The 18448-nt window shown below is 31.5% G+C and carries 20 protein-coding genes and 1 tRNA gene; 5 read left to right on the forward strand and 16 right to left on the reverse strand.

The window, feature by feature from the left end; translation table 11 throughout:
- Positions 1-22: 22 nt before the first annotated feature.
- The 7 genes from E1J38_RS02360 to E1J38_RS02390 form a co-directional block, all read right to left on the reverse strand.
- The gene (locus tag E1J38_RS02360) at positions 23-865 is read right to left on the reverse strand and encodes an HNH endonuclease (protein ID WP_133354278.1); all 843 of its coding nucleotides are present in this window, start codon (positions 863-865) and stop codon (positions 23-25) included.
- Positions 865-1596 (reverse strand): OmpA/MotB family protein, encoded by a 732-nt coding sequence (locus E1J38_RS02365; protein WP_133354276.1) that lies wholly within the window; start codon positions 1594-1596, stop codon positions 865-867. Before E1J38_RS02365 ends, E1J38_RS02360 begins: the two co-directional genes overlap by 1 nt.
- 8 nt (positions 1597-1604) lie before the next feature.
- Entirely contained in the window at positions 1605-3044 is a 1440-nt protein-coding gene (locus E1J38_RS02370; protein WP_133354274.1) for a hypothetical protein, read from the reverse strand.
- A gap of 201 nt (positions 3045-3245) precedes the next feature.
- Positions 3246-3845, reverse strand: a complete 600-nt coding sequence (locus E1J38_RS02375; RefSeq protein WP_133354272.1) for a hypothetical protein — start codon at positions 3843-3845, stop codon at positions 3246-3248.
- Positions 3846-4141: 296 nt separating this feature from the next.
- Complete coding sequence (locus tag E1J38_RS02380; RefSeq protein ID WP_133354270.1) at positions 4142-4543, reverse strand: hypothetical protein; 402 nt, start codon at positions 4541-4543, stop codon at positions 4142-4144.
- A 45-nt stretch (positions 4544-4588) separates the two neighbouring features.
- Entirely contained in the window at positions 4589-5401 is an 813-nt protein-coding gene (locus tag E1J38_RS02385; RefSeq protein ID WP_133354268.1) for a hypothetical protein, read from the reverse strand.
- A gap of 577 nt (positions 5402-5978) precedes the next feature.
- A tRNA-Leu gene (locus E1J38_RS02390) sits at positions 5979-6063 on the reverse strand.
- A gap of 123 nt (positions 6064-6186) precedes the next feature.
- Between E1J38_RS02390 and E1J38_RS02395 the strand changes: the two genes are divergently transcribed.
- The 3 genes from E1J38_RS02395 (at position 6187) to E1J38_RS02405 (ending at position 9654) form a co-directional block, all read left to right on the forward strand.
- Positions 6187-7575, forward strand: coding sequence for a dipeptidase (locus tag E1J38_RS02395; RefSeq protein WP_133354266.1), 1389 nt, complete (start codon positions 6187-6189; stop codon positions 7573-7575).
- A gap of 39 nt (positions 7576-7614) precedes the next feature.
- On the forward strand, positions 7615-8475 hold the full coding sequence (locus E1J38_RS02400) for a DMT family transporter (protein WP_133354264.1): 861 nt from the start codon (positions 7615-7617) through the stop codon (positions 8473-8475).
- Between the two features lie 78 nt (positions 8476-8553).
- Entirely contained in the window at positions 8554-9654 is a 1101-nt protein-coding gene (locus E1J38_RS02405; protein ID WP_133354262.1) for a DUF4407 domain-containing protein, read from the forward strand.
- Here E1J38_RS02405 and E1J38_RS02410 read toward each other — a convergent pair whose 3' ends face one another.
- The 9 genes from E1J38_RS02410 to E1J38_RS02450 all read right to left on the reverse strand — a co-directional run bounded on the left by E1J38_RS02410 (position 9655) and on the right by E1J38_RS02450 (position 16258).
- Positions 9655-9933, reverse strand: coding sequence for an STAS domain-containing protein (locus E1J38_RS02410; protein WP_133354260.1), 279 nt, complete (start codon positions 9931-9933; stop codon positions 9655-9657).
- A 338-nt stretch (positions 9934-10271) separates the two neighbouring features.
- On the reverse strand, positions 10272-10850 hold the full coding sequence (locus E1J38_RS02415; protein WP_133354258.1) for a PhnA domain-containing protein: 579 nt from the start codon (positions 10848-10850) through the stop codon (positions 10272-10274).
- A gap of 108 nt (positions 10851-10958) precedes the next feature.
- Entirely contained in the window at positions 10959-11759 is an 801-nt protein-coding gene (locus E1J38_RS02420) for a hypothetical protein (RefSeq protein ID WP_133354256.1), read from the reverse strand.
- A 175-nt stretch (positions 11760-11934) separates the two neighbouring features.
- Entirely contained in the window at positions 11935-12303 is a 369-nt protein-coding gene (locus tag E1J38_RS02425; protein WP_133354254.1) for an MmcQ/YjbR family DNA-binding protein, read from the reverse strand.
- On the reverse strand, positions 12300-12908 hold the full coding sequence (locus E1J38_RS02430; protein ID WP_133354252.1) for a DUF4230 domain-containing protein: 609 nt from the start codon (positions 12906-12908) through the stop codon (positions 12300-12302). Before E1J38_RS02430 ends, E1J38_RS02425 begins: the two co-directional genes overlap by 4 nt.
- Position 12909: 1 nt before the next feature.
- A complete protein-coding gene (locus E1J38_RS02435; RefSeq protein ID WP_133354250.1) occupies positions 12910-13659 on the reverse strand; it encodes a cyclase family protein in 750 nt (249 codons plus the stop codon).
- A gap of 12 nt (positions 13660-13671) precedes the next feature.
- Positions 13672-14856, reverse strand: a complete 1185-nt coding sequence (gene hemW / locus E1J38_RS02440) for a radical SAM family heme chaperone HemW (RefSeq protein WP_133354248.1) — start codon at positions 14854-14856, stop codon at positions 13672-13674.
- Positions 14857-15065: 209 nt separating this feature from the next.
- Entirely contained in the window at positions 15066-15617 is a 552-nt protein-coding gene (gene ruvC, locus E1J38_RS02445; protein ID WP_133354246.1) for a crossover junction endodeoxyribonuclease RuvC, read from the reverse strand.
- A gap of 2 nt (positions 15618-15619) precedes the next feature.
- Positions 15620-16258, reverse strand: a complete 639-nt coding sequence (locus tag E1J38_RS02450) for an outer membrane beta-barrel protein (RefSeq protein ID WP_133354244.1) — start codon at positions 16256-16258, stop codon at positions 15620-15622.
- Between the two features lie 10 nt (positions 16259-16268).
- On the opposite strand from E1J38_RS02450, the gene E1J38_RS02455 reads away from it, so the two are divergent.
- Together E1J38_RS02455 and E1J38_RS02460 are read left to right on the forward strand one after the other, a co-directional pair.
- Positions 16269-17255, forward strand: a complete 987-nt coding sequence (locus tag E1J38_RS02455; protein ID WP_255449759.1) for a lysylphosphatidylglycerol synthase domain-containing protein — start codon at positions 16269-16271, stop codon at positions 17253-17255.
- 3 nt (positions 17256-17258) lie between these two features.
- On the forward strand, positions 17259-18401 hold the full coding sequence (locus tag E1J38_RS02460; RefSeq protein WP_133354242.1) for a glycosyltransferase family 2 protein: 1143 nt from the start codon (positions 17259-17261) through the stop codon (positions 18399-18401).
- The last annotated feature ends 47 nt before the right edge of the window (positions 18402-18448 follow it).

Here is an 18448-nt window from a genome sequence, read left to right on the forward strand (position 1 = left end):
TTTTTCGCATCATTAAAATTTATTATGTTACTAAGTATGGATTTCCTAATTCCTGTAAGTTCTTACGATATTTTTTAATAAAATGTTCTATTTCAATTTTCATTCTATTTACGGCAAAGTTTTCTTGGTGCCTACTATCCTTATTAGCGTGACACAGCACACAAAGACACTCTAAATTAGATTCATCGTTATGTGTTTTATCTCCATCAATATGATGAGTATGCCACCACCTTTTATCCATTCCACCCTTGCTTTTTATTCCACAGTTTTCACATGTATAATTCATCTTCGCTCTGTAAGCCTTACTAATCCTTTCCTTTCCCTTTACATAACCAAAAATATCAACTTCAATTTGTTCTCCTTCAGTTTCAGACTTATCTAATAAATCATGAAAGTCATGCGTGTCATTTATATATTCATGGATTCCTTCCTCAAATAGAGTATCACTAGTTAAAAGTTTTTCACTACAATTGTGGCACAAGTCTAACACTACATCCTTATGCACAGTTCTAGATTGCTTATCTGTAATGTCATTCATATCGGCATTAGACCAGATGTATCTTTGATTAAATCTACCTCTATCAATAAAATCTTGAATTGTTTTACATTTAACTAAATGAAATTTGGGATATTTAGTAGGTTGACCATTGTAATTAACATAATACAAATCAATAAACATGTATCCTCTATACTTTTTACCTTCATATTCTAAATAAATACCATTAGTTTCAAAAGAAATATCTCCTGCACGAAAAGCTTCTTCAAAGTTAACTCCCTTTATTAATTGAAAGCCACTTCCTCCTTCAATTTTAGGAAAACCTAAACTATCTAGCTTAGAATTTAATTTACTGAATTGATAAAGCATTATTTTTCAAGTTCTTTTATAACTCTTTCTACAAGAGATTCACTGGTAGTTACAATCCTAAACTCAACCCTTCTTGAAATCTCGTTATTTGGCTTATTACCACTTAATATTGTCAACTCCTTATTTGCATCCAAAGTCCTTCCATAGGATAGCCCATTGGCTGTTAACCAAAACTCTAATCTTTTTAAATCAAACACATCCAAGCTTTGATAGTATTCCATTCTATGGAAATACTTTAATACTTCAGCTGAACGCTCTTGAGAAAGCTTAATATTTCCAATATATGGGTCTATATCATAATTGTAAGCAGGAGTTTCATCTGTATGTCCTTCTATTCTTATCTCGGCTATCTTATCAGCATACTTATCTTGCATTAAAACGTCAAAATACCTAGGCAAGAACTCGTCCAATATTTTTTTAAATTTCTTCCTAATATTCGCCTTTCCAAGGCTGAACAGAACATCTGGGTTAGTGAACTTTATTGATAAATCCTTATCGAGTTCTACATCCCATTCCTTAAAATCATCTTTAAACTCTTCCTTCAATTCAGAATATAGTTGGTCTTTGGTCGCTTTAAATTCTTCAAAGATTATATCCCGCTCTTTTTGTTTTTTTTGAACTTCAACTATATATGAAATGGCAATAAACATGAATATTACCATAAGTCCAGTCATAATATCGGAAAATGAAATCCAAACGTTATCTTTATTGTTCTTTCCAAATTCAGACATAACCAAAATTAATTATAGTTTGCAATGATTCTTTGAATCAAAGTATCCAAGTTTTGAAGGGTGTCATTTAGTCTTGCATAAAATTCGTCATTTATGCTCTCTAAGTCATTTGACAATCTTTTACTAGCCCTCTCTACTACCGCCACTCCCTCATTGAGCTGTTTCTTGGTTCCGTCCCAGAATACTTCATTAATATCTTTTATCTTATCTATTTCTTCTAGTCTAGACAACAAAACTGCTACGCTATCTGAGAAGTTCATCTGATTTCTAACCCAGTCGTTCAGCTTATTGGTGGTCTCATCAAAAGCTTCTGTATTATCCTTTAGAGTATTAATAGCTGAAGTTAATTGACTTGTTATCTCTTGGTACTTAGTGTCTTCAATCATCACTTTCTGAAGTTCTTCAATAAGCTTAGTTAGATGACTATTTTCATCAGTTAATTTTGTTGTATTTTCTGTTATCTCGTTTATTGAAACTGAAGCTATTGCAAAGTTTTCAGACACTCCCTTGAACTGATTGGTTAGTTCACCTATCATTTCTTTGTTCTCTATTTGCCAATCATTCATTCTTTGAACACTATTATTTAATTCTTTGAAATTCTCTTGCACAAGTTTTTCGATAAGAGAAGACATTTGTTCATTGAACTGTTCAGTAGCTCTTTTCATTACTTCAACCAATGCCTCAGTGTTATTTTTTGCCAATAAATCAGAAAACTCATCAAACTTCTGTCTAATCAACTCATTATTGGTATACATTGACTCAACAATCAAATCAACATTCTTTTCTTGCTTTTTAGAATAATCATTCTGTTCCGCTCTCAATTTTTGAAATTGGGTTAACAAACTAGTTTCTCCATCCCCACCTAAAGAATTATGAACTTTAGTTAAAACTTCATTTTGTTGACTACTTATTTTCTCCAAATCCGTAAATTGATTTCTTAATTTTGTTATCTGTGTAGATAAACTGTATTCGCTCTCATCAACAATAGAAGAATGTAAAATCTCAAAATTATTATTCATATCCTTTTGCGAATTTTTCAAAACTTCAATAATTTCTTGAAAGGCAGCCAATTCTCCTGTAGGCTTTGGAGGCATTTTTTTTTCCGAATATCTTAATACTACTTGAGAAACTTTTCCAAAAATCAAAGAGAGAGAAACACCTAAAATAGAGGTGGTAAAAGCTGTCTTCAGTCCCTCTAATAGTGGTGGGATACTTTCTGTGATATTTTCTACATCAAACTCTCTTAATCCAAAGTATATACCTATAAATGTTCCTAAAACACCGATTGTTGTGAAAACTGATGGAATACTATCGTAAACATATGGTATCACTTTCTCCACCCCCTTATTATATGCCCTAAAAACGTAATAAGTAGAAAATACAATCCACAAGAATAATAACCCAAATACAATTAGCATATAAAGCTCAAGTCCAAGAAAAAATTCCATAAATTAATATTATTTTCTATTAAAAAATTAAAATTAAACTAATCAACATATGTATTTTATGACAATAGTCACATAAAACATTGTTGTAAATTTTGAGAGATATTGCTATTAAATTGAGGGAGGCTCTAAAGTTAAAAACTTTATTGTAAAAACCTATAGATTAATTAATGTAGTATTTCTATCCTGACTAGTGGGTAAAGGTCAAAATAAGTCCATTTTGTCTTTTAAATTCAAATCATGCTTACGGAATAAATCACTTAAGCTTATTCTTCTCTGCTCGTATGCTTTGTATTTTTCATAGTGAAAGTATTTATTGTAAAACCCTGAGTTTAATCTAATGTCGATTCTCTGGACATCGTTTTCAAGTGAATGCCGAATGCTATCTACATAGAAATAGTCTGTGCCAACTTTGGCTTTTAAAAATGGGACAGTCATGTTTTCTCCAACTCTGGGTATAAATGCCAAATCACTACATTTGAAATAGCCGTATTGACCTTCGAAATAATGCAGGTCGAAATAGATTTCCAGCTTGTTAAATTTCAATGCATGATTCAATTCATTTCCAAACATTTCTTCATACAAATCATGAATAAGTTTTCTCAACTTATGAGGTTTTAACCCTAAGGTCTGTTCAATAGACTTCATAGTAGGTAAAGGTTCATTGGATTCCAGAAAATCTTTGGACATCATCAAAGAGACTAAGCTCTTATACTTTTCATCATTTCCAAAAAGTTTGTGTATTTGGCTTTTAATAAAAAGAAGGTCTAAGAAAGCCCTTTTAATAGAAAATTGTGTTGTCATGATATTGTGAATTATTTGTGTGTATCGGAAACAAAGCCTACGTCAATAAGGCTATTTTTAGCCCTATTTTGAACCTAATTCCGCCCTAAAGTATATGCGTATTACAGAATCACTTTAATGAAACTTTTTGAGAACATACCAATTTCTAATAAAAATCACCAGACAAATTGACAGTGCAAGCGGGTATATTAGGCAAAAAATGATGGCATTCAATTCATAGTAGGAAATACCTAATAGGTTTGCAAAATTCAGTACGAAATCGGTCAGATATACAAAGATTTCATTCACTGCATCCATTATAAGTTCTTTTTTAAAGCTTTAATTCTATAGCCCATTTCTATGGCTCTAACCATCAATACAAATATTAATAGCGGTATCAATATCACTAGGAAAATAATGTTCATAAACTGGTAGTTACCCCCAGAGTGCATTGACTTAATGATTCCGAAATATATTGGGTCGATGAATTTAAAATAAGGTTTTAGGAATGTGGCATGATTTACTTTACAATGGCTGGAGGTTTCTTTATAACAGTACCAAGTACATCTATCGGTTAAAGCTTCATCAGTATTAATAGCTTTTACACCTCTTAATTCAAACCCCTTATCTTTGATAGTCGGTCTAACCAACTCATTTACTGTAACCACAATAATAAATGGCAAGAGCAACAAGAACAGGTATAAAAAGCCCCTTTTCAAATCATCATTAAATTTTAGTTAATTGGTTAACTGAGAGTTTATGCTTTAAAATAAGTATTCAATATCAGGGTCTCTATTGTTTCGTGCATCCCTTTCATATCCATCGCTAAAATTGCATCTGAAAATATCTTTAATATTTCCATCTTTTTCTTGGATGTTATAGGCGAATGCTGGTTTACCTTTTTTAGGTTCTTTATAAAACTCATAGACCTTCTCTCCAGTATAGCACATTTTACAAGTTCCAATAGCTATATGTACTTTCTCCACACCAATTTCTTTTAGGTAATCAAACTGCTCCTTCATGGATTGCAGGAAGCGGTATTTGTCTAATTCCTCAAAGTATTGGTCTTCATCAATCAGTGGCTCGAATATGGATGCATCGAGGTTTTGACAGGCTTTTAAGAAGGTTTCCTTTATGAATTGAGAATTGCTGCTTTCTTTGATTTTGAGCTTTATAAGGTCTTCAATTGACGTATCCTCTTTAGGTAACTTATCCCCGTAATATCTAAAAGTTTCTTCAATGATATGAAGCTTCTTTTCGTTAGCGATGTCAACATATTCTGTAAGCTCTTTATCCAATGCCTCCAAATCTTCTATTACACCATGATTGTTCTTATGAGACACTAGAATCTTTTTGATTTGGTTCAATGACTTAAGCTTGTTGTCAATATTGTCCCATTTTTCTTCGCTCTCTATAAATTCTTCACTATCCAAAGTATCATTATTTAAGTGCTTCATAAGCTTACCTCTATGATAGCGTAAAATAATTGTGGCTTCCTTGGTTGTTTCTTCTATATCATCTTCAAGCTCATTTAGAACCTGAGAGATTTTATTTTGGATGTCTGTCCTTATGGTCATAATAGAAAATTTCTTCAGAATTAGTGAAAAATACTAACATATACAAGCGATGACATGCGGTTAGTTATTGGATGTAATCAAGCTATGAAAACCGAGGTCTGCAAAAATTAGAAATTTTTTTTTGAAGAATGCTAATTTTGAAAATAATTGTTTTTGAAAAGGAGGTACCCCACCGTCTTATATAAAGCAGTCAATATATACGATTTGTTGGGTACCCCATCTCGAAAAAATGAACTTTTTAAACCACAGACTTTTTTAAAATGAATTATTCTTAACTTGGAGTTTTTTTAAGCTTTTATCCTGAACAATGAAATGAGTCTACTTAATATTTGAGTAGGTGAAGCTTGTTTGTTGAAAATGTGGGAAGATTGAATCTGGATAGGCTTAGGTGGGTTAATTATATATTCCTTATCTTAGCAATATAGGAGCTCATACTTCAATTGCTCATTTTGAAACCAGAGAAGCATTTATTCTTCACAAAAATTGATTAGAAACAAAATTCAGGGGTGATTTCAGGGGATTTAAAAAACAAAAAAATCGCTAAAAAGCTGTTTCACAACTCATTAACGATTTAAATTGGTGCGGATGAAGGGAGTCGAACCCCCACGCCTCGCGGCACTAGATCCTAAGTCTAGCGTGTCTACCAATTCCACCACATCCGCTAGTTGATTCCCGATAGCTAACCAGAATCGGGATGCAAATATAATCAATAGTTTTAAATTGCAAACTTCTACCTTTAAAAAACATTCTTTTTTATACTTTTGATTACAACAAAATATTTCAATATGAATGCTGTTAAAAATTACATACAAGAAAACAAACAACGCTTTTTAGATGAGTTAGTTGAACTTTTAAAAATGCCTTCTATCAGTGCTGATTCCTCTTTTAAAAACGATGTTTTAAAAACTGCAGAAACGGTAAAATTAAGTTTAGAAAAAGCAGGATGTGAACATGTTGAAATTTGTAAAACCAAAGGCTACCCAATTGTTTATGGAGAAAAAATACTAAACAAAAACCTTCCTACAATTTTAGTTTATGGCCATTACGATGTACAACCACCAGATCCTTTAGATTTGTGGAACTCACCTCCGTTTGAACCCATCATCAAAAAAACGGAAACACACCCAGAAGGCGCTATTTTTGCAAGAGGAGCTTCTGATGATAAGGGTCAAGTATTTATGCATATAAAAGCTATGGAATTTATGACTTCAACCAACCTATTACCCTGCAATGTTAAATTTATGATTGAAGGCGAAGAAGAGGTTGGTAGTAAAAACTTAGAAGCCTTTGTAAAAGAAAACCGCGAAAGATTAAAAAATGATGTGATTTTAATTTCTGACACTGGAATGATTTCCAAAGACACACCCTCAATTACTACCGGCATAAGAGGTCTGAGTTATGTTGAAGTGGAAGTCACTGGACCTAACCGTGATTTACATTCTGGACTGTATGGTGGTGCCGTTGCTAACCCTATCAATATTTTAAGCAAAATGATTGCGTCATTACACGATGAAAACAATCAAATTACCATTCCTGGATTTTATGATAATGTTGAAGAACTCTCAAAAGAAGAACGCACAGAAATGGCAAAAGCACCCTTTTCTTTGAAAGCCTATCAAGAAGCATTGGATATTGAATCTGTTTATGGAGAAAAAGGATACAATACCAACGAAAGAAACTCTATTAGACCTACCTTAGATGTTAATGGCATTTGGGGCGGGTATATTGGTGAAGGAGCTAAAACGGTTATTCCGAGCAAAGCTTTTGCTAAAATTTCCATGCGTTTGGTGCCAAATCAAGATTGGGAAGAAATCACAAAACTATTTAAGTCTCATTTTGAAAGTATTGCCCCAAAAGGTGTGAGAGTTAAAGTAAAACCGCATCATGGTGGTAACGGTTATGTTACACCATTAAACAGCTTAGGTTATCAAGCAGCCTCTAAAGCTTACTCAGAAACTTTTGGTAAAGTTCCAATTCCACAACGTAGTGGTGGTAGTATTCCTATTGTAGCATTATTTGAAAAAGAACTCAAAAGCAAAACTATCCTAATGGGGTTTGGTTTAGACAGTGACGCTATTCATTCTCCAAACGAGCATTTTGGGGTTTGGAACTACCTTAAAGGCATAGAAACCATACCTTATTTTTATAAATATTTCACAGAACTACATAAATAAAAACAAGTTTCTTTTGCGCCTACAATTAAGAATATCTTAATGAAAAACCACCATAACAATTACCTTCTTTTACTGGCATTAGCTACTATTTTTATAAGTACTTCTGGCGCGTTGGGTAAGTATATTGAACTCCCAACACCTATAATTATCTGGTTTAGAAGCGCACTGGCTGCACTATTTCTTTATATTTTTTGTCGATATAAAAAATTCAGTTTTAAAATAAGATCTAAAAGAGATGTTCCGTCATTGTTATTAAGCTCATTGTTATTGGGCACACATTGGGTTACTTATTTTTATGCCTTAAAACTATCTAATGTAGCCATTGGCATGCTTTCCATGTTCACATTTCCTGTAATCACAGCATTATTAGAACCCTTATTCACAAAATCTAAGTTCAACCCAATACACATTCTATTAGCCCTATTTGTGTTATTGGGAATCTATATTCTAGCTCCAGAATTTAATTTTAAAAGCACCTATGTGAAAGGCATTCTATTTGGAGTGTTTTCAGCATTGTGTTATGCCATAAGAAACTTAATATTAAAGCGTCATGTGCACGTCTATAATGGCACCGTACTCATGATGATGCAATCTTTAGTAGTAAGTTTGGCATTATTACCAGTACTCTTTAGTATGGACACGAGTAACATTCAATCGCAACTTCCCTACCTATTGCTTCTAGGATTAGTAACAACAGCTATTGGGCATTCATTATTTATAACAAGCCTTAAATACTTTTCTGTGAGTACCGCAAGTATAATAGGGAGTGCTCAACCCATTTGTGGAATTGTTATTGCTTTTATTTTCCTTAATGAAGTTCCCACACTCAATACTTTCATTGGAGGCACTCTTATTATGGTAACAGTTGTTATTGAAGGTGTTAGATCAAAAAAAGCTTAACTTTTTAGTGAAAAATGTAACAAAACATCTGCTTTAACGTTCTAATAGTCAATCAATCAATCAAAAGACAATCAAATCATGTTAAAGCAATTCTTCATCATTTGCTCAGGAGCCGACACAGATTTATTAAATCAATGCTCTAAAGGCGAACAAAATAAATATGCAGGTATTGGTGCTACCGTTTTTTTCACAGCTTTAATGGCTTTTATAGCGTCTAGTTATGCGCTTTTTACCGTTTTTGACAACCTTTTCACTGCTATTGTGTTTGGATTAATCTGGGGGTTACTAATCTTTAATCTTGACCGCTATATAGTTTCAACTATCAAAAAGACTGGAAACATTATAGACGAATTTATTCAAGCAACACCCAGAATAATTTTAGCCATCATTATAGCAGTGGTTATTGCTAAACCTTTAGAATTAAAAATATTTGAAAAAGAGATAAACCAGGTTTTATTAGAGCAAAAAAACCAATTAACACTCAACAATAAAAACCAAATAGCAGAACAATTTACACCTTCAATAGAAGCATTAAACAATGATATAGAATCTTTACGCCAACAAATAAACGCCAAAGAAACTGAAGTAAACCAGCTATACAATACTTATATTGCTGAAGCTGAGGGAACAGCAGGAACAAAACTAGTTGGAAAAGGACCTGTTTATAAAGAGAAAAGAGAGAAACATGATGCGCTTTTAGCAGAATTACAAGCACTAAAAATCGAAAATAAATCGAAGATAAATGATGCTGAAACACAGATTGCTCAACTTAAAGCAGACTACGATACTCAGGTTTTAGATTCGCAACCAATCATTAATAATTTTGATGGTTTAATGGCTCGTGTAAACGCTTTAGGAACCTTGCCATGGTTGCCTTCATTTTTTATATTCCTTTTATTCTTGGCTATTGAAACATCACCAATTTTCGCGAAACTATTGTCTCCAAAAGGCTCGTACGATCTAAAACTAGAAGACCAAGAAACAGCCATTAAAACTGTAGTAACCCAAAATAAAAATCAAAGAAAACTGCAATTAAATACTGATAACGCCATTAACGATAGAATTTATACCGATATAGAACAAGAAGAGGCACTATATAATTACAAACGCAACAAAGCTAGAGAACTCATGCAATTACATGTAGATGCCTTCTTTAAAAATCAAAAAAATGCGTTATAATTAAGCTGCAGATTCGTTTGTAAAATAATTGTACAAATCTTTACAACCGTAACCTACAATAGACAAACTTTTATTTCTAGAAACCGCTTCTTGATTTAATTGAGCAATAGCTTTAACACCGTAACGATCTATCTTCTCCAAGCCCTCAAGACTAATGGTAAGATTATCTATTCTGTCAAAAATTTGGTTGAATTCTTTTTGAAATAAACTTAAAGTATTTCTGTTTAAGACACCATTAATTTCAAAAAAAGTATTAAAACTGGTAATTTTTAAATCCATAACAAGCTAATATAAAAGGTTAATAATAAATCTGGAGGGAGAACAATCTACTGATTGCTATCATAAACTTAAGAATATTACAAGTAAATTCTTTAATTTAATCGATAAAATCAACTTTTAAATGGATATAAGTTTGGATTTTAATCTGGTCTTTTTAAACAATCAGCATTTTCAACTTATTTTGCTACTATGAAAAAAGAGTATCTATATATCATTTTAATAATATCATTGATAATAACTGCTTTTGGGATACTAACAGGTCGCTATTTTTTTCTTTTTTTATTACTACCCTTTGGTTTTAGTTGGTTTAAAAAAGACCCTAACAATGATAATAACAGCTAAATTTTCTTAACAAAATCTGTTACAATAACTATTTGTTGCGCACCTACTTTACCTTCTATATATTTTGCATTTTCGTGGTCTAGCCTAATATTTCTAACAGCGGTGCCTTGTTTAGCTACCATACTAGATCCTTTTACTTTCAAGTCTTTTACTAAAACTACTGAATCTCCTACTTTTAATTCAACCCCATTAGAATCTCTATGGATAATTTTCTCACTGGGGTCTTTGTCTTCACCTGTTGCTCTTGCTAAAGCTAAAGCTTCATCTGTCAAATACATCATATCTAAAAGGTCTTTGGGCCATCCTTCTTTTTTCAACCTATGAAGTATTCTCCAAGCCATTATTTGTACTGCAACAAATTCACTCCACATACTATCGTTTAAACAACGCCAATGGTTTGGATTCATTTCTTCATCGCCATTTATTTGATTTTTGCAGATGCTACAAACCAATATATCATTTTCTACATTTTCATTTAAAGCTGGTGGAATGGTATACTGCTCTAAATTTTCAACAGAACCACACAATTCGCAGGTATTATTACTTCTTTCTATTAGGGTTTTTAATACGCTCATATTTTTGTTTTTGCAATAATAAACTAAATTGTAACAACCACTTAAAAGATTACAAAAAAAGGGGAGCTATAAAACTCCCCTTTCCTATCAATTATCAACTATAGCAATTTACAATTTGATAGCTGTATATAAATAATCTCCATGACTTTTAAAATATTTACCAAAAGCTTTACCTTCCTCCTCTGTAAAAGCCTCTTTCATCAACTCCATATGTCTATCAAACATTTTATCTAAATCTGCCATTGAGTCTAAAAGGACTGCTTCTGTCATATCGCGTTTATCTGAGCCCCATGCATGCATAGATGGATAATACCCTTTCATAAACTCATTTTTACTAATCACTTCCTCTCTTACTTTCTTCATAAAACCTTTAATCTCGTCCATAGATCCATCTTCAGGAAATGCCATCTTATTAACTCTTAAATATAGTATCATATCCTTTTCCATTGGACTTTCCATATGTTTAGCTCCAGGCAATATAACATGAATCTCATCAGAATGATAATAAGAATAAGCTGAATTCATTTTATCTAAAAATGCTTCTCTCTCTTCTTCGTCTGGCCAAGCTTCTTTTTCTAATTCTGCATTTCTAGCTGCAGCTTTTTCTATGGCTTCCCAACTTGGGTAGTTCTGTACATAAATAACCTCATTACTATTTTCTGTAAAAAGATGGGTAAAATAACCAGACCACATAATATGTTCATTTTTACTGGTTACTTTCTCCAAATACTCTTTCTCAGTTGCTCGCCACTCTTCAGGCGTGCCTTCATAATTTTTATTCCAATACATTGTGGTTGCGGTAAGATACTTGGGTTCTTTAGGGGCCTCGTCTTGTGCTAAAATAGTTGAAGTACTAAATACCAAAAGAAACACTAATAAAATTGAAAAAAATTGGTTGGTTGTTTTCATAATCTTTACAATTAAAGGTTTTTATATAAATTTAAATAAACACTACTTTGTTAGATTATGGGGCAGAAACAAAAAGGGATTTAGGTAAATCCTTGTGCTAATAATTAACCTTCATCTGGGGGAGACAGTCATAAATATACAATAAAAAAAGAAGAATTTATTGATTTTTAAAAATTTAAAGATCTGATAAGGTGTTGCGCATCTTTTTAGTCATTGCTTTTACTACCATATCATAAGAATGATCTATAAGTTTAAGAACCAACTTTGGTTGTAATTCATCTTTATAAATATCAATGGTATTCCAATGTTTATTACTCACGTAAGGACCAGCATATATACTTTCATATTCACTCCGTAATTCTTCAGTATATTCAGGATCACATTTTAAAGTAATAGTAGCTTCACCTTGTTCCCATGTATTTAGTGGTGTCATTAAAAACATTTTACCCAAAACTTTAAATACTAGTGTGTTTTCATCAAAAGGAAATTCTTCGGTAGCTGCCTTTTTACTGAGACAATAATTACGTATTTGTTCTATATTCATTGAAGCAATTTTTGATTTTCATCTTCAATTTTTAGAGATGAATACTCTAATTTCCAGCCAATAGTTTCCACAATAGCTTCAATTAATTTAATAGTTTCTTTTACTTCGGTTTGGGCAATTTGAATGAGTCCACTCTCAGGAATTTTATCCTGAATATGTTTTTTAGCTTCGTTATACAAATCGGTTAAATCTGCTGCTTCAAACTTATTAAAGAGACCGTCTGATTTATCGTAATAATTTAAGTTGGTTTCTATTGATAATACTTCTGGTTGCGGAAAATGTTTTAAAATTATAGTTTTTTTGTTGGTATCAGAAGTCAATTGAATTTTAGACAAATCATATCCCACATGAGCTTTAGCATTAATTACTACCAAAGCTTTCTTTTTACTGGAAATGAGTTTTAAAAAGTTCTGCTTTACATCTTCATAATGATAAATCTCGGCAAAATCACCTTCAACAGTAATAAACTTACAAACCTTTTTAATCTTATCTAAAAGAATGACTGATTGCGTATTGACTAGCTGTTTTTTTCTAACAGCCCTAAATAGGGTAACAGCAGCTAATGTTATTAATACACTTACTATAATAGCTAAAAGTGTTTCCATGCTATTCAATTATTTTATACAAAATAGGCTTACTTGGGGTAGCATCATTTTCAAAAGGTGCAATCATAAGGTTTAGCAAATATTCTCCATCTTCAATGGAATTAGGAACATAAATAAATTCAGTTATGGTAGCATCCATTCTAATGTCTCCAGAGGTGTTCCAAAATGCATTATGAGCCAGCAGTTCTCCGTCGTCTTTTTCCTTATCTACTGATGGCAAATCAATCAATAAATGCTTAATACCCTTGTTTTTTAAATAATCGGCAGCTTCTTCTAGCAAATAAGGCGGATTAGTATTAGCGTATTGCTTACTCTTTTTTTCCAGTAAATTAGGGAGTGTTCTAATAACAATGGCATCTCTCTTTTTATTTCTTAAGGCTGTTTTTAACTGCTTTTCTGAAATTACAAAATCGTTTCCTTTTTTCTCTGGAGCAACAGTTACTACTTCGGCAACAAAAAAATAATGTTTCATGTTTTTGTTTACAGAATGTACTTTATTAGTAATATGCCCAACACATTCGGTATGCGTAATATGTGCGTGAGGGTTAAAGTGAATACTATTAAAATTAACCACCGCTCCTTCTGAAACCTTAATAATTTGATTATCAAAACTTTCAGGAAAAATATTTGGGTCGTTAATATACCAAGCATTTACATTTTTTTTTGACATATCTATGGCTATGGAAATATCTATAGGCTTAGACACATCTATTTGTATTTTTCTTGAATTGTATTGTATGGTTGCAATCATTCTCAAATATAACTAAATCATAAACAACTCAGAAGCTATTCCATCTACTAAAAATTTACCTTTTTGGGCAATTTTAAGGATTTTATCTTCATAAGTGTTTTCTGCGGATGTTATCTCTATCTCATGAGATGATTGCTTCGTTTTGTTTTCAATAACTACTAAGCCACGCTCTATATATTTTTCTGATGACTTTACTAAATACTGAAGATATTCCATACCAAAATCTTTTCTAACCTTATCTAAAGACACCCCCCACATGGTTCTTAAACCAGTCATGAGATACTCATTAAACAGATCTTTTCCTGAAAGGGTTTCAACCGTATTTGGTAACTCGTTATTTTGAATTGCTTTGATGTATTTGGTATTGTTTGCCACATTCCAACTACGCTGATTACCAACAAAAGAATGTGCCGAAGGACCAATTCCCAAATACCAGGTTCCTTGCCAGTAACTAGTGTTGTGTTTTGAAAAAAAACTAGGTTTCCCAAAGTTTGAAATTTCGTATTGAACAAAACCTTTGTTTTGCGTCCTTTCAACTAAATGATTAAAATGTTGCAGCGCTAAAGTTTCATCAAGTGATGGATATTTTCCTTGTTTAATGAAACTATCTAGAGCTGTTTTGGGCTCAACAGTAAGCGCATAACTTGAAATATGATTGATTCCAAAATCAAAAGTCATTTCTAAATTTTGATCCCATTTTTCTAAGGACATATTAGGAATGCCATAAATTAAATCAATAGTGATATTGTCAAAATGTTGCGTTGCTAGAGACAAACATGCTTTAGCTTCGTTTGATGAATGCGCTCTATTCATCATTTTTAAATCGTCCTCAAAAAATGATTGAACTCCAATACTTAAACGGTTTACAACCGATTTTGACAAATCTAAAATCTTTTCAGGCGTTAAATCATCTGGATTAGCTTCTAAAGTAATTTCGGGGTTTTCAATAACTTTAAAATGGTTATAAATAGCATCAATCAACAATTGCAACTCATCTTTTGTCATTAATGAAGGTGTCCCTCCTCCAAAGTATATGGTTTCAATAACTTTTCCTTGTAGCTCATTCTTTCTTAAAACAATCTCCTTAATTAAAGACTGTACTAACGCATCTTTCTTTTTAATTGATGTAGAAAAATGAAAATCGCAATAATAACAGGCTTGTTTGCAAAAAGGGATATGTAGATATATACCAGCGATAATTTATATTTTAGAAAAATGATGCTGAAACTTAGGACTAAATTTTCTTTTAACTACTAACCGTCTTCTATAGGCTAAATAAATAACATAACCATACATTACAAATACCACAACTATTAAAAACCAAACCCATTTATCTGTTTTCTTTTTGAATTTGGTTTGATATAATTCTAATGCAAAAAGTAAGACAAAAATTATTCTTAAATAAATCATCCAACTTTATTAGGATTTTGTTTCACAAACGCATCCCATCCAGAATAACTTTTACCAACTGTTACCTTTCCATAGTTGTAAAAATGGCAAACTGCTGCAGCTAACCCATCAGTAGCATCTAAATTTTTCGGTAAAGTTTTTAACCCCAAGAGACTCTGAAGCATTTTTGCTACTTGCTCTTTACTGGCATTACCGTTACCAGTAATGGCCATTTTTATTTTTTTAGGCAGATATTCTGTTATTGGAATTTCTCTACTCAGTCCTGCAGCCATAGCCACCCCTTGGGCTCTACCTAGCTTTAGCATACTTTGCACATTCTTCCCGAAGAACGGCGCCTCAATAGCTATTTCATCAGGCTTGTGTGTATCAATGAGCTCTATAGTACGTTCAAAAATGAGTTTAAGTTTTAAATAGTGATCTGTATATTTTTTCAAATCCAATTCATTTAATTGTATGAATTGCATTTGTTTCCCAACCACTTTTATAAGCCCGAAACCCATGATAGTAGTTCCGGGGTCTATTCCTAATATTATTTTTTCTTCTATCATTATTAATCACAAAAATAACATCCACTTAAAGAAATGGAAACTCCAAAAGTAACAGTTAACATGTTACCGTTAAATGATCCATATCCACTAGAAATTGGATTAAAATCCTTTCTAAATCCGTTGATATATGATACATCAGTATAAATTGAAAGCGTATCCGACAAACCATAATGACATTGCATACCAGCCATAATATTAAGAAATGATTTCTTATTTTCAGTATAATTTCCTAATGGTTTAACTGTAGAATAACCTGGACCTGCATGAAAAAATACGCCTACCCTTGGGGGTAAAAATGTGAAAATATTATTTACATCATACATTAATTGTGCATTAATCCTAGAATAGTTTAATTTAAATTGTGGTGTATTGTCATTATTAGACACCCTGCTAAAACTATAATCTAACTTAGCCCCCAAACTTGAGCTAAACATATATTGTAATCCTAAATCAACCGTTGGGAAATTAATTCCTTTTCCTTCAAAATCACCAACAAACCCAGAACTAGAAGGACTATTAATCCCTAACCCAAATTGTGCTTTCATCAAACTAGTCCCTTCTTGAGAAAATGAACAATTGGTAACAAAAAAACACGAAAGAAAGACAAAAGCTAACTTGAAAATTTTAAAGTTTAAGTTCATAACCTAAATAATGGTTTTATTTGTATTCATGAATAATTTGGTTACATACAAAACTAAGCAATTCTTTTTTGTACTAATTAAAGTAAGTATTGTGACTGGAGCTTTTTATTATATCTTTAATAAACTAACAAATAATGTAAATTTAAATTTCAGTATTTTTATTAGTTTCTTATCAAACAATGATGTTTTTTCATTAAAAAACATCATTGTTTTGCTCATTTTAACTCTTTTAAACTGGTTTTTAGAAATTTTTAAATGGCAAAAATTAGTAGGCATTTTTAAAAAAATATCTTTTAAAAATGCCTTAGAACAAAATTTAGGAGCATTAACTGCATCTCTTTTTACTCCAAACCGAATAGGTGAATACGTTGCAAAAACCATTTACTTTTCAGGTAACTTTAGAAAAAAGGTGATATTCTTAAATCTATTGGGTAATTTGAGCCAAATGTTAGTTACCACTTTTTTTGGGACAATAGGACTGTTATTTTTTATTTTTAATTACAAAATTGATCTAGATTATTACAAAATAGGAAGCTTTATATTTATTATTTTATTAGTATGTACCATTGCTGTTTTTAGAATAAAAAACAGTACGTTTACTATCAAAGGACTCTCCATTGAAAAAATTAAAAACTCGATTGTAAAGTTTCCCAAAAAAACGGCATCTACTACTATAAAACTATCCGTTTTACGATATATAACTTTTTCGTTTCAATTTTATTTTTTACTTCAAATTTTTAAAGTTGAAACAAATTATTTTAACGCTATGACACTAATTACTTCTATGTATTTATTAGCATCTATTATTCCTTCTATTTTTATTTTTGATGTTATTATTAAAGGAAGTGTAGCACTGTTTATATTCTCTTTTATTCAAGTTGATGAACTAACTATTTTAAGCATAACAACCTTAATGTGGCTGCTTAATTTTGTTCTTCCAAGCTTGTTTGGGAGCTACTACGTGCTTAATTTTAATCTACCCAAAACCAATAGTTAAGCAGTGGTAATAGTAAGTATTATAATAATATTCTTTTACTTGTTTTTAATTGGAACGTTTGCCTTTGGATTTGATAAAGTACCTCCTTTTAAACTAAAAGACTTACCTAAAAAAAACACCTTTACAATAGTAATCCCCTTTAGAAATGAGGCAGAAAATTTACCTAATCTTCTCAAATCCATATCTCAATTAGAATATCCAAACAGTTCGTATGAAATTATTTTTGTAGATGACCAATCTAATGATAATTCTGTTACCGTAATAAAGCAAGTTCTCGATACATTTTCGTTAAACGAAAATACTCGAATTAACATTAGGGTAATTAAAAATGAAAGAACTTCAAATTCACCAAAAAAAGATGCTATAACATCAGCTATAAAACAGGCCAAAAATGACTGGATAATTACCACAGATGCCGATTGTATTCTGCCACAAAATTGGCTTAATAATTTTGATGAGTTTATCCAACAGAAAAAAGTAAAATGTATTGTTGCTCCAGTTACCTATTCTAATTCAAAAACATTTTTAAACAGATTTCAACTACTTGACCTTTTAAGCTTACAAGGCGCCACTATTGGAGGTTTTGGAATTAAAAAGGCTTTCTTATGCAATGGAGCTAATTTTGCGTATAGAAAATCTGTTTTTGAAAAGGTAAACGGATTTCAAGGCAATACCAACATTGCTAGTGGCGATGACATCTTTTTATTAGAAAAAATTAGTAAAACTTATCCTAATCATGTTCATTATTTAAAAAGCGAACATGGTATTGTAAATACCAAACCTCAGTCCTCATGGACTTTACTAATTGAACAGCGACTACGTTGGGCCTCAAAAACAAGTGCTTATAATAACTGGTTTGGTAAGCTTACTGGACTTATTGTTTTATTAACTAACGCTCTTATAATTACCCTAGTGTTACTATCCATTTTAGGTCTTTTCAATTTAAAAATCTTCCTTTATTTGATAATTATAAAGCTTCTTGTTGATTTTATTTTAATTTATAAATCGGCTTCATTTTTTAATCAAAAAGAGGTGCTTTTAAGTTATCCATTTGCCTTTGTATTGTATCCTTTTTTTACTGTTTACATCACTTTTCTATCATTATTTAAAAACTATAAATGGAAAGGGAGGACATTTAAAAGATAGGTGTATTAATAATTTTTATAAATTTACATATACCCAATACCGCAGTA

This window comes from Seonamhaeicola sediminis (genome assembly GCF_004358095.2).
GTDB classification, from domain to species: Bacteria; Bacteroidota; Bacteroidia; order Flavobacteriales; family Flavobacteriaceae; genus Seonamhaeicola; species Seonamhaeicola sediminis.

Bases quoted from the DNA above. Each gene is read 5' to 3' on its own strand.
- E1J38_RS02360 (WP_133354278.1), bottom strand. From the start codon at position 865: ATGCTTTATCAATTCAGTAAATTAAATTCTAAGCTAGATAGTTTAGGT.
- E1J38_RS02385 (WP_133354268.1), bottom strand. From the start codon at position 5,401: ATGACCATAAGGACAGACATCCAAAATAAAATCTCTCAGGTTCTAAAT.
- E1J38_RS02420 (WP_133354256.1), bottom strand. From the start codon at position 11,759: ATGAAAACAACCAACCAATTTTTTTCAATTTTATTAGTGTTTCTTTTG.
- E1J38_RS02410 (WP_133354260.1), bottom strand. From the start codon at position 9,933: ATGGATTTAAAAATTACCAGTTTTAATACTTTTTTTGAAATTAATGGT.
- E1J38_RS02375 (WP_133354272.1), bottom strand. From the start codon at position 3,845: ATGACAACACAATTTTCTATTAAAAGGGCTTTCTTAGACCTTCTTTTT.
- E1J38_RS02400 (WP_133354264.1), top strand. From the start codon at position 7,615: ATGAAAAACCACCATAACAATTACCTTCTTTTACTGGCATTAGCTACT.
- E1J38_RS02415 (WP_133354258.1), bottom strand. From the start codon at position 10,850: ATGAGCGTATTAAAAACCCTAATAGAAAGAAGTAATAATACCTGCGAA.
- ruvC (WP_133354246.1), bottom strand. From the start codon at position 15,617: ATGATAGAAGAAAAAATAATATTAGGAATAGACCCCGGAACTACTATC.
- E1J38_RS02450 (WP_133354244.1), bottom strand. From the start codon at position 16,258: ATGAACTTAAACTTTAAAATTTTCAAGTTAGCTTTTGTCTTTCTTTCG.
- E1J38_RS02395 (WP_133354266.1), top strand. From the start codon at position 6,187: ATGAATGCTGTTAAAAATTACATACAAGAAAACAAACAACGCTTTTTA.
- E1J38_RS02425 (WP_133354254.1), bottom strand. From the start codon at position 12,303: ATGAATATAGAACAAATACGTAATTATTGTCTCAGTAAAAAGGCAGCT.
- E1J38_RS02430 (WP_133354252.1), bottom strand. From the start codon at position 12,908: ATGGAAACACTTTTAGCTATTATAGTAAGTGTATTAATAACATTAGCT.
- E1J38_RS02405 (WP_133354262.1), top strand. From the start codon at position 8,554: ATGTTAAAGCAATTCTTCATCATTTGCTCAGGAGCCGACACAGATTTA.
- E1J38_RS02365 (WP_133354276.1), bottom strand. From the start codon at position 1,596: ATGTCTGAATTTGGAAAGAACAATAAAGATAACGTTTGGATTTCATTT.
- E1J38_RS02370 (WP_133354274.1), bottom strand. From the start codon at position 3,044: ATGGAATTTTTTCTTGGACTTGAGCTTTATATGCTAATTGTATTTGGG.
- E1J38_RS02435 (WP_133354250.1), bottom strand. From the start codon at position 13,659: ATGATTGCAACCATACAATACAATTCAAGAAAAATACAAATAGATGTG.
- E1J38_RS02455 (WP_255449759.1), top strand. From the start codon at position 16,269: ATGGTTTTATTTGTATTCATGAATAATTTGGTTACATACAAAACTAAG.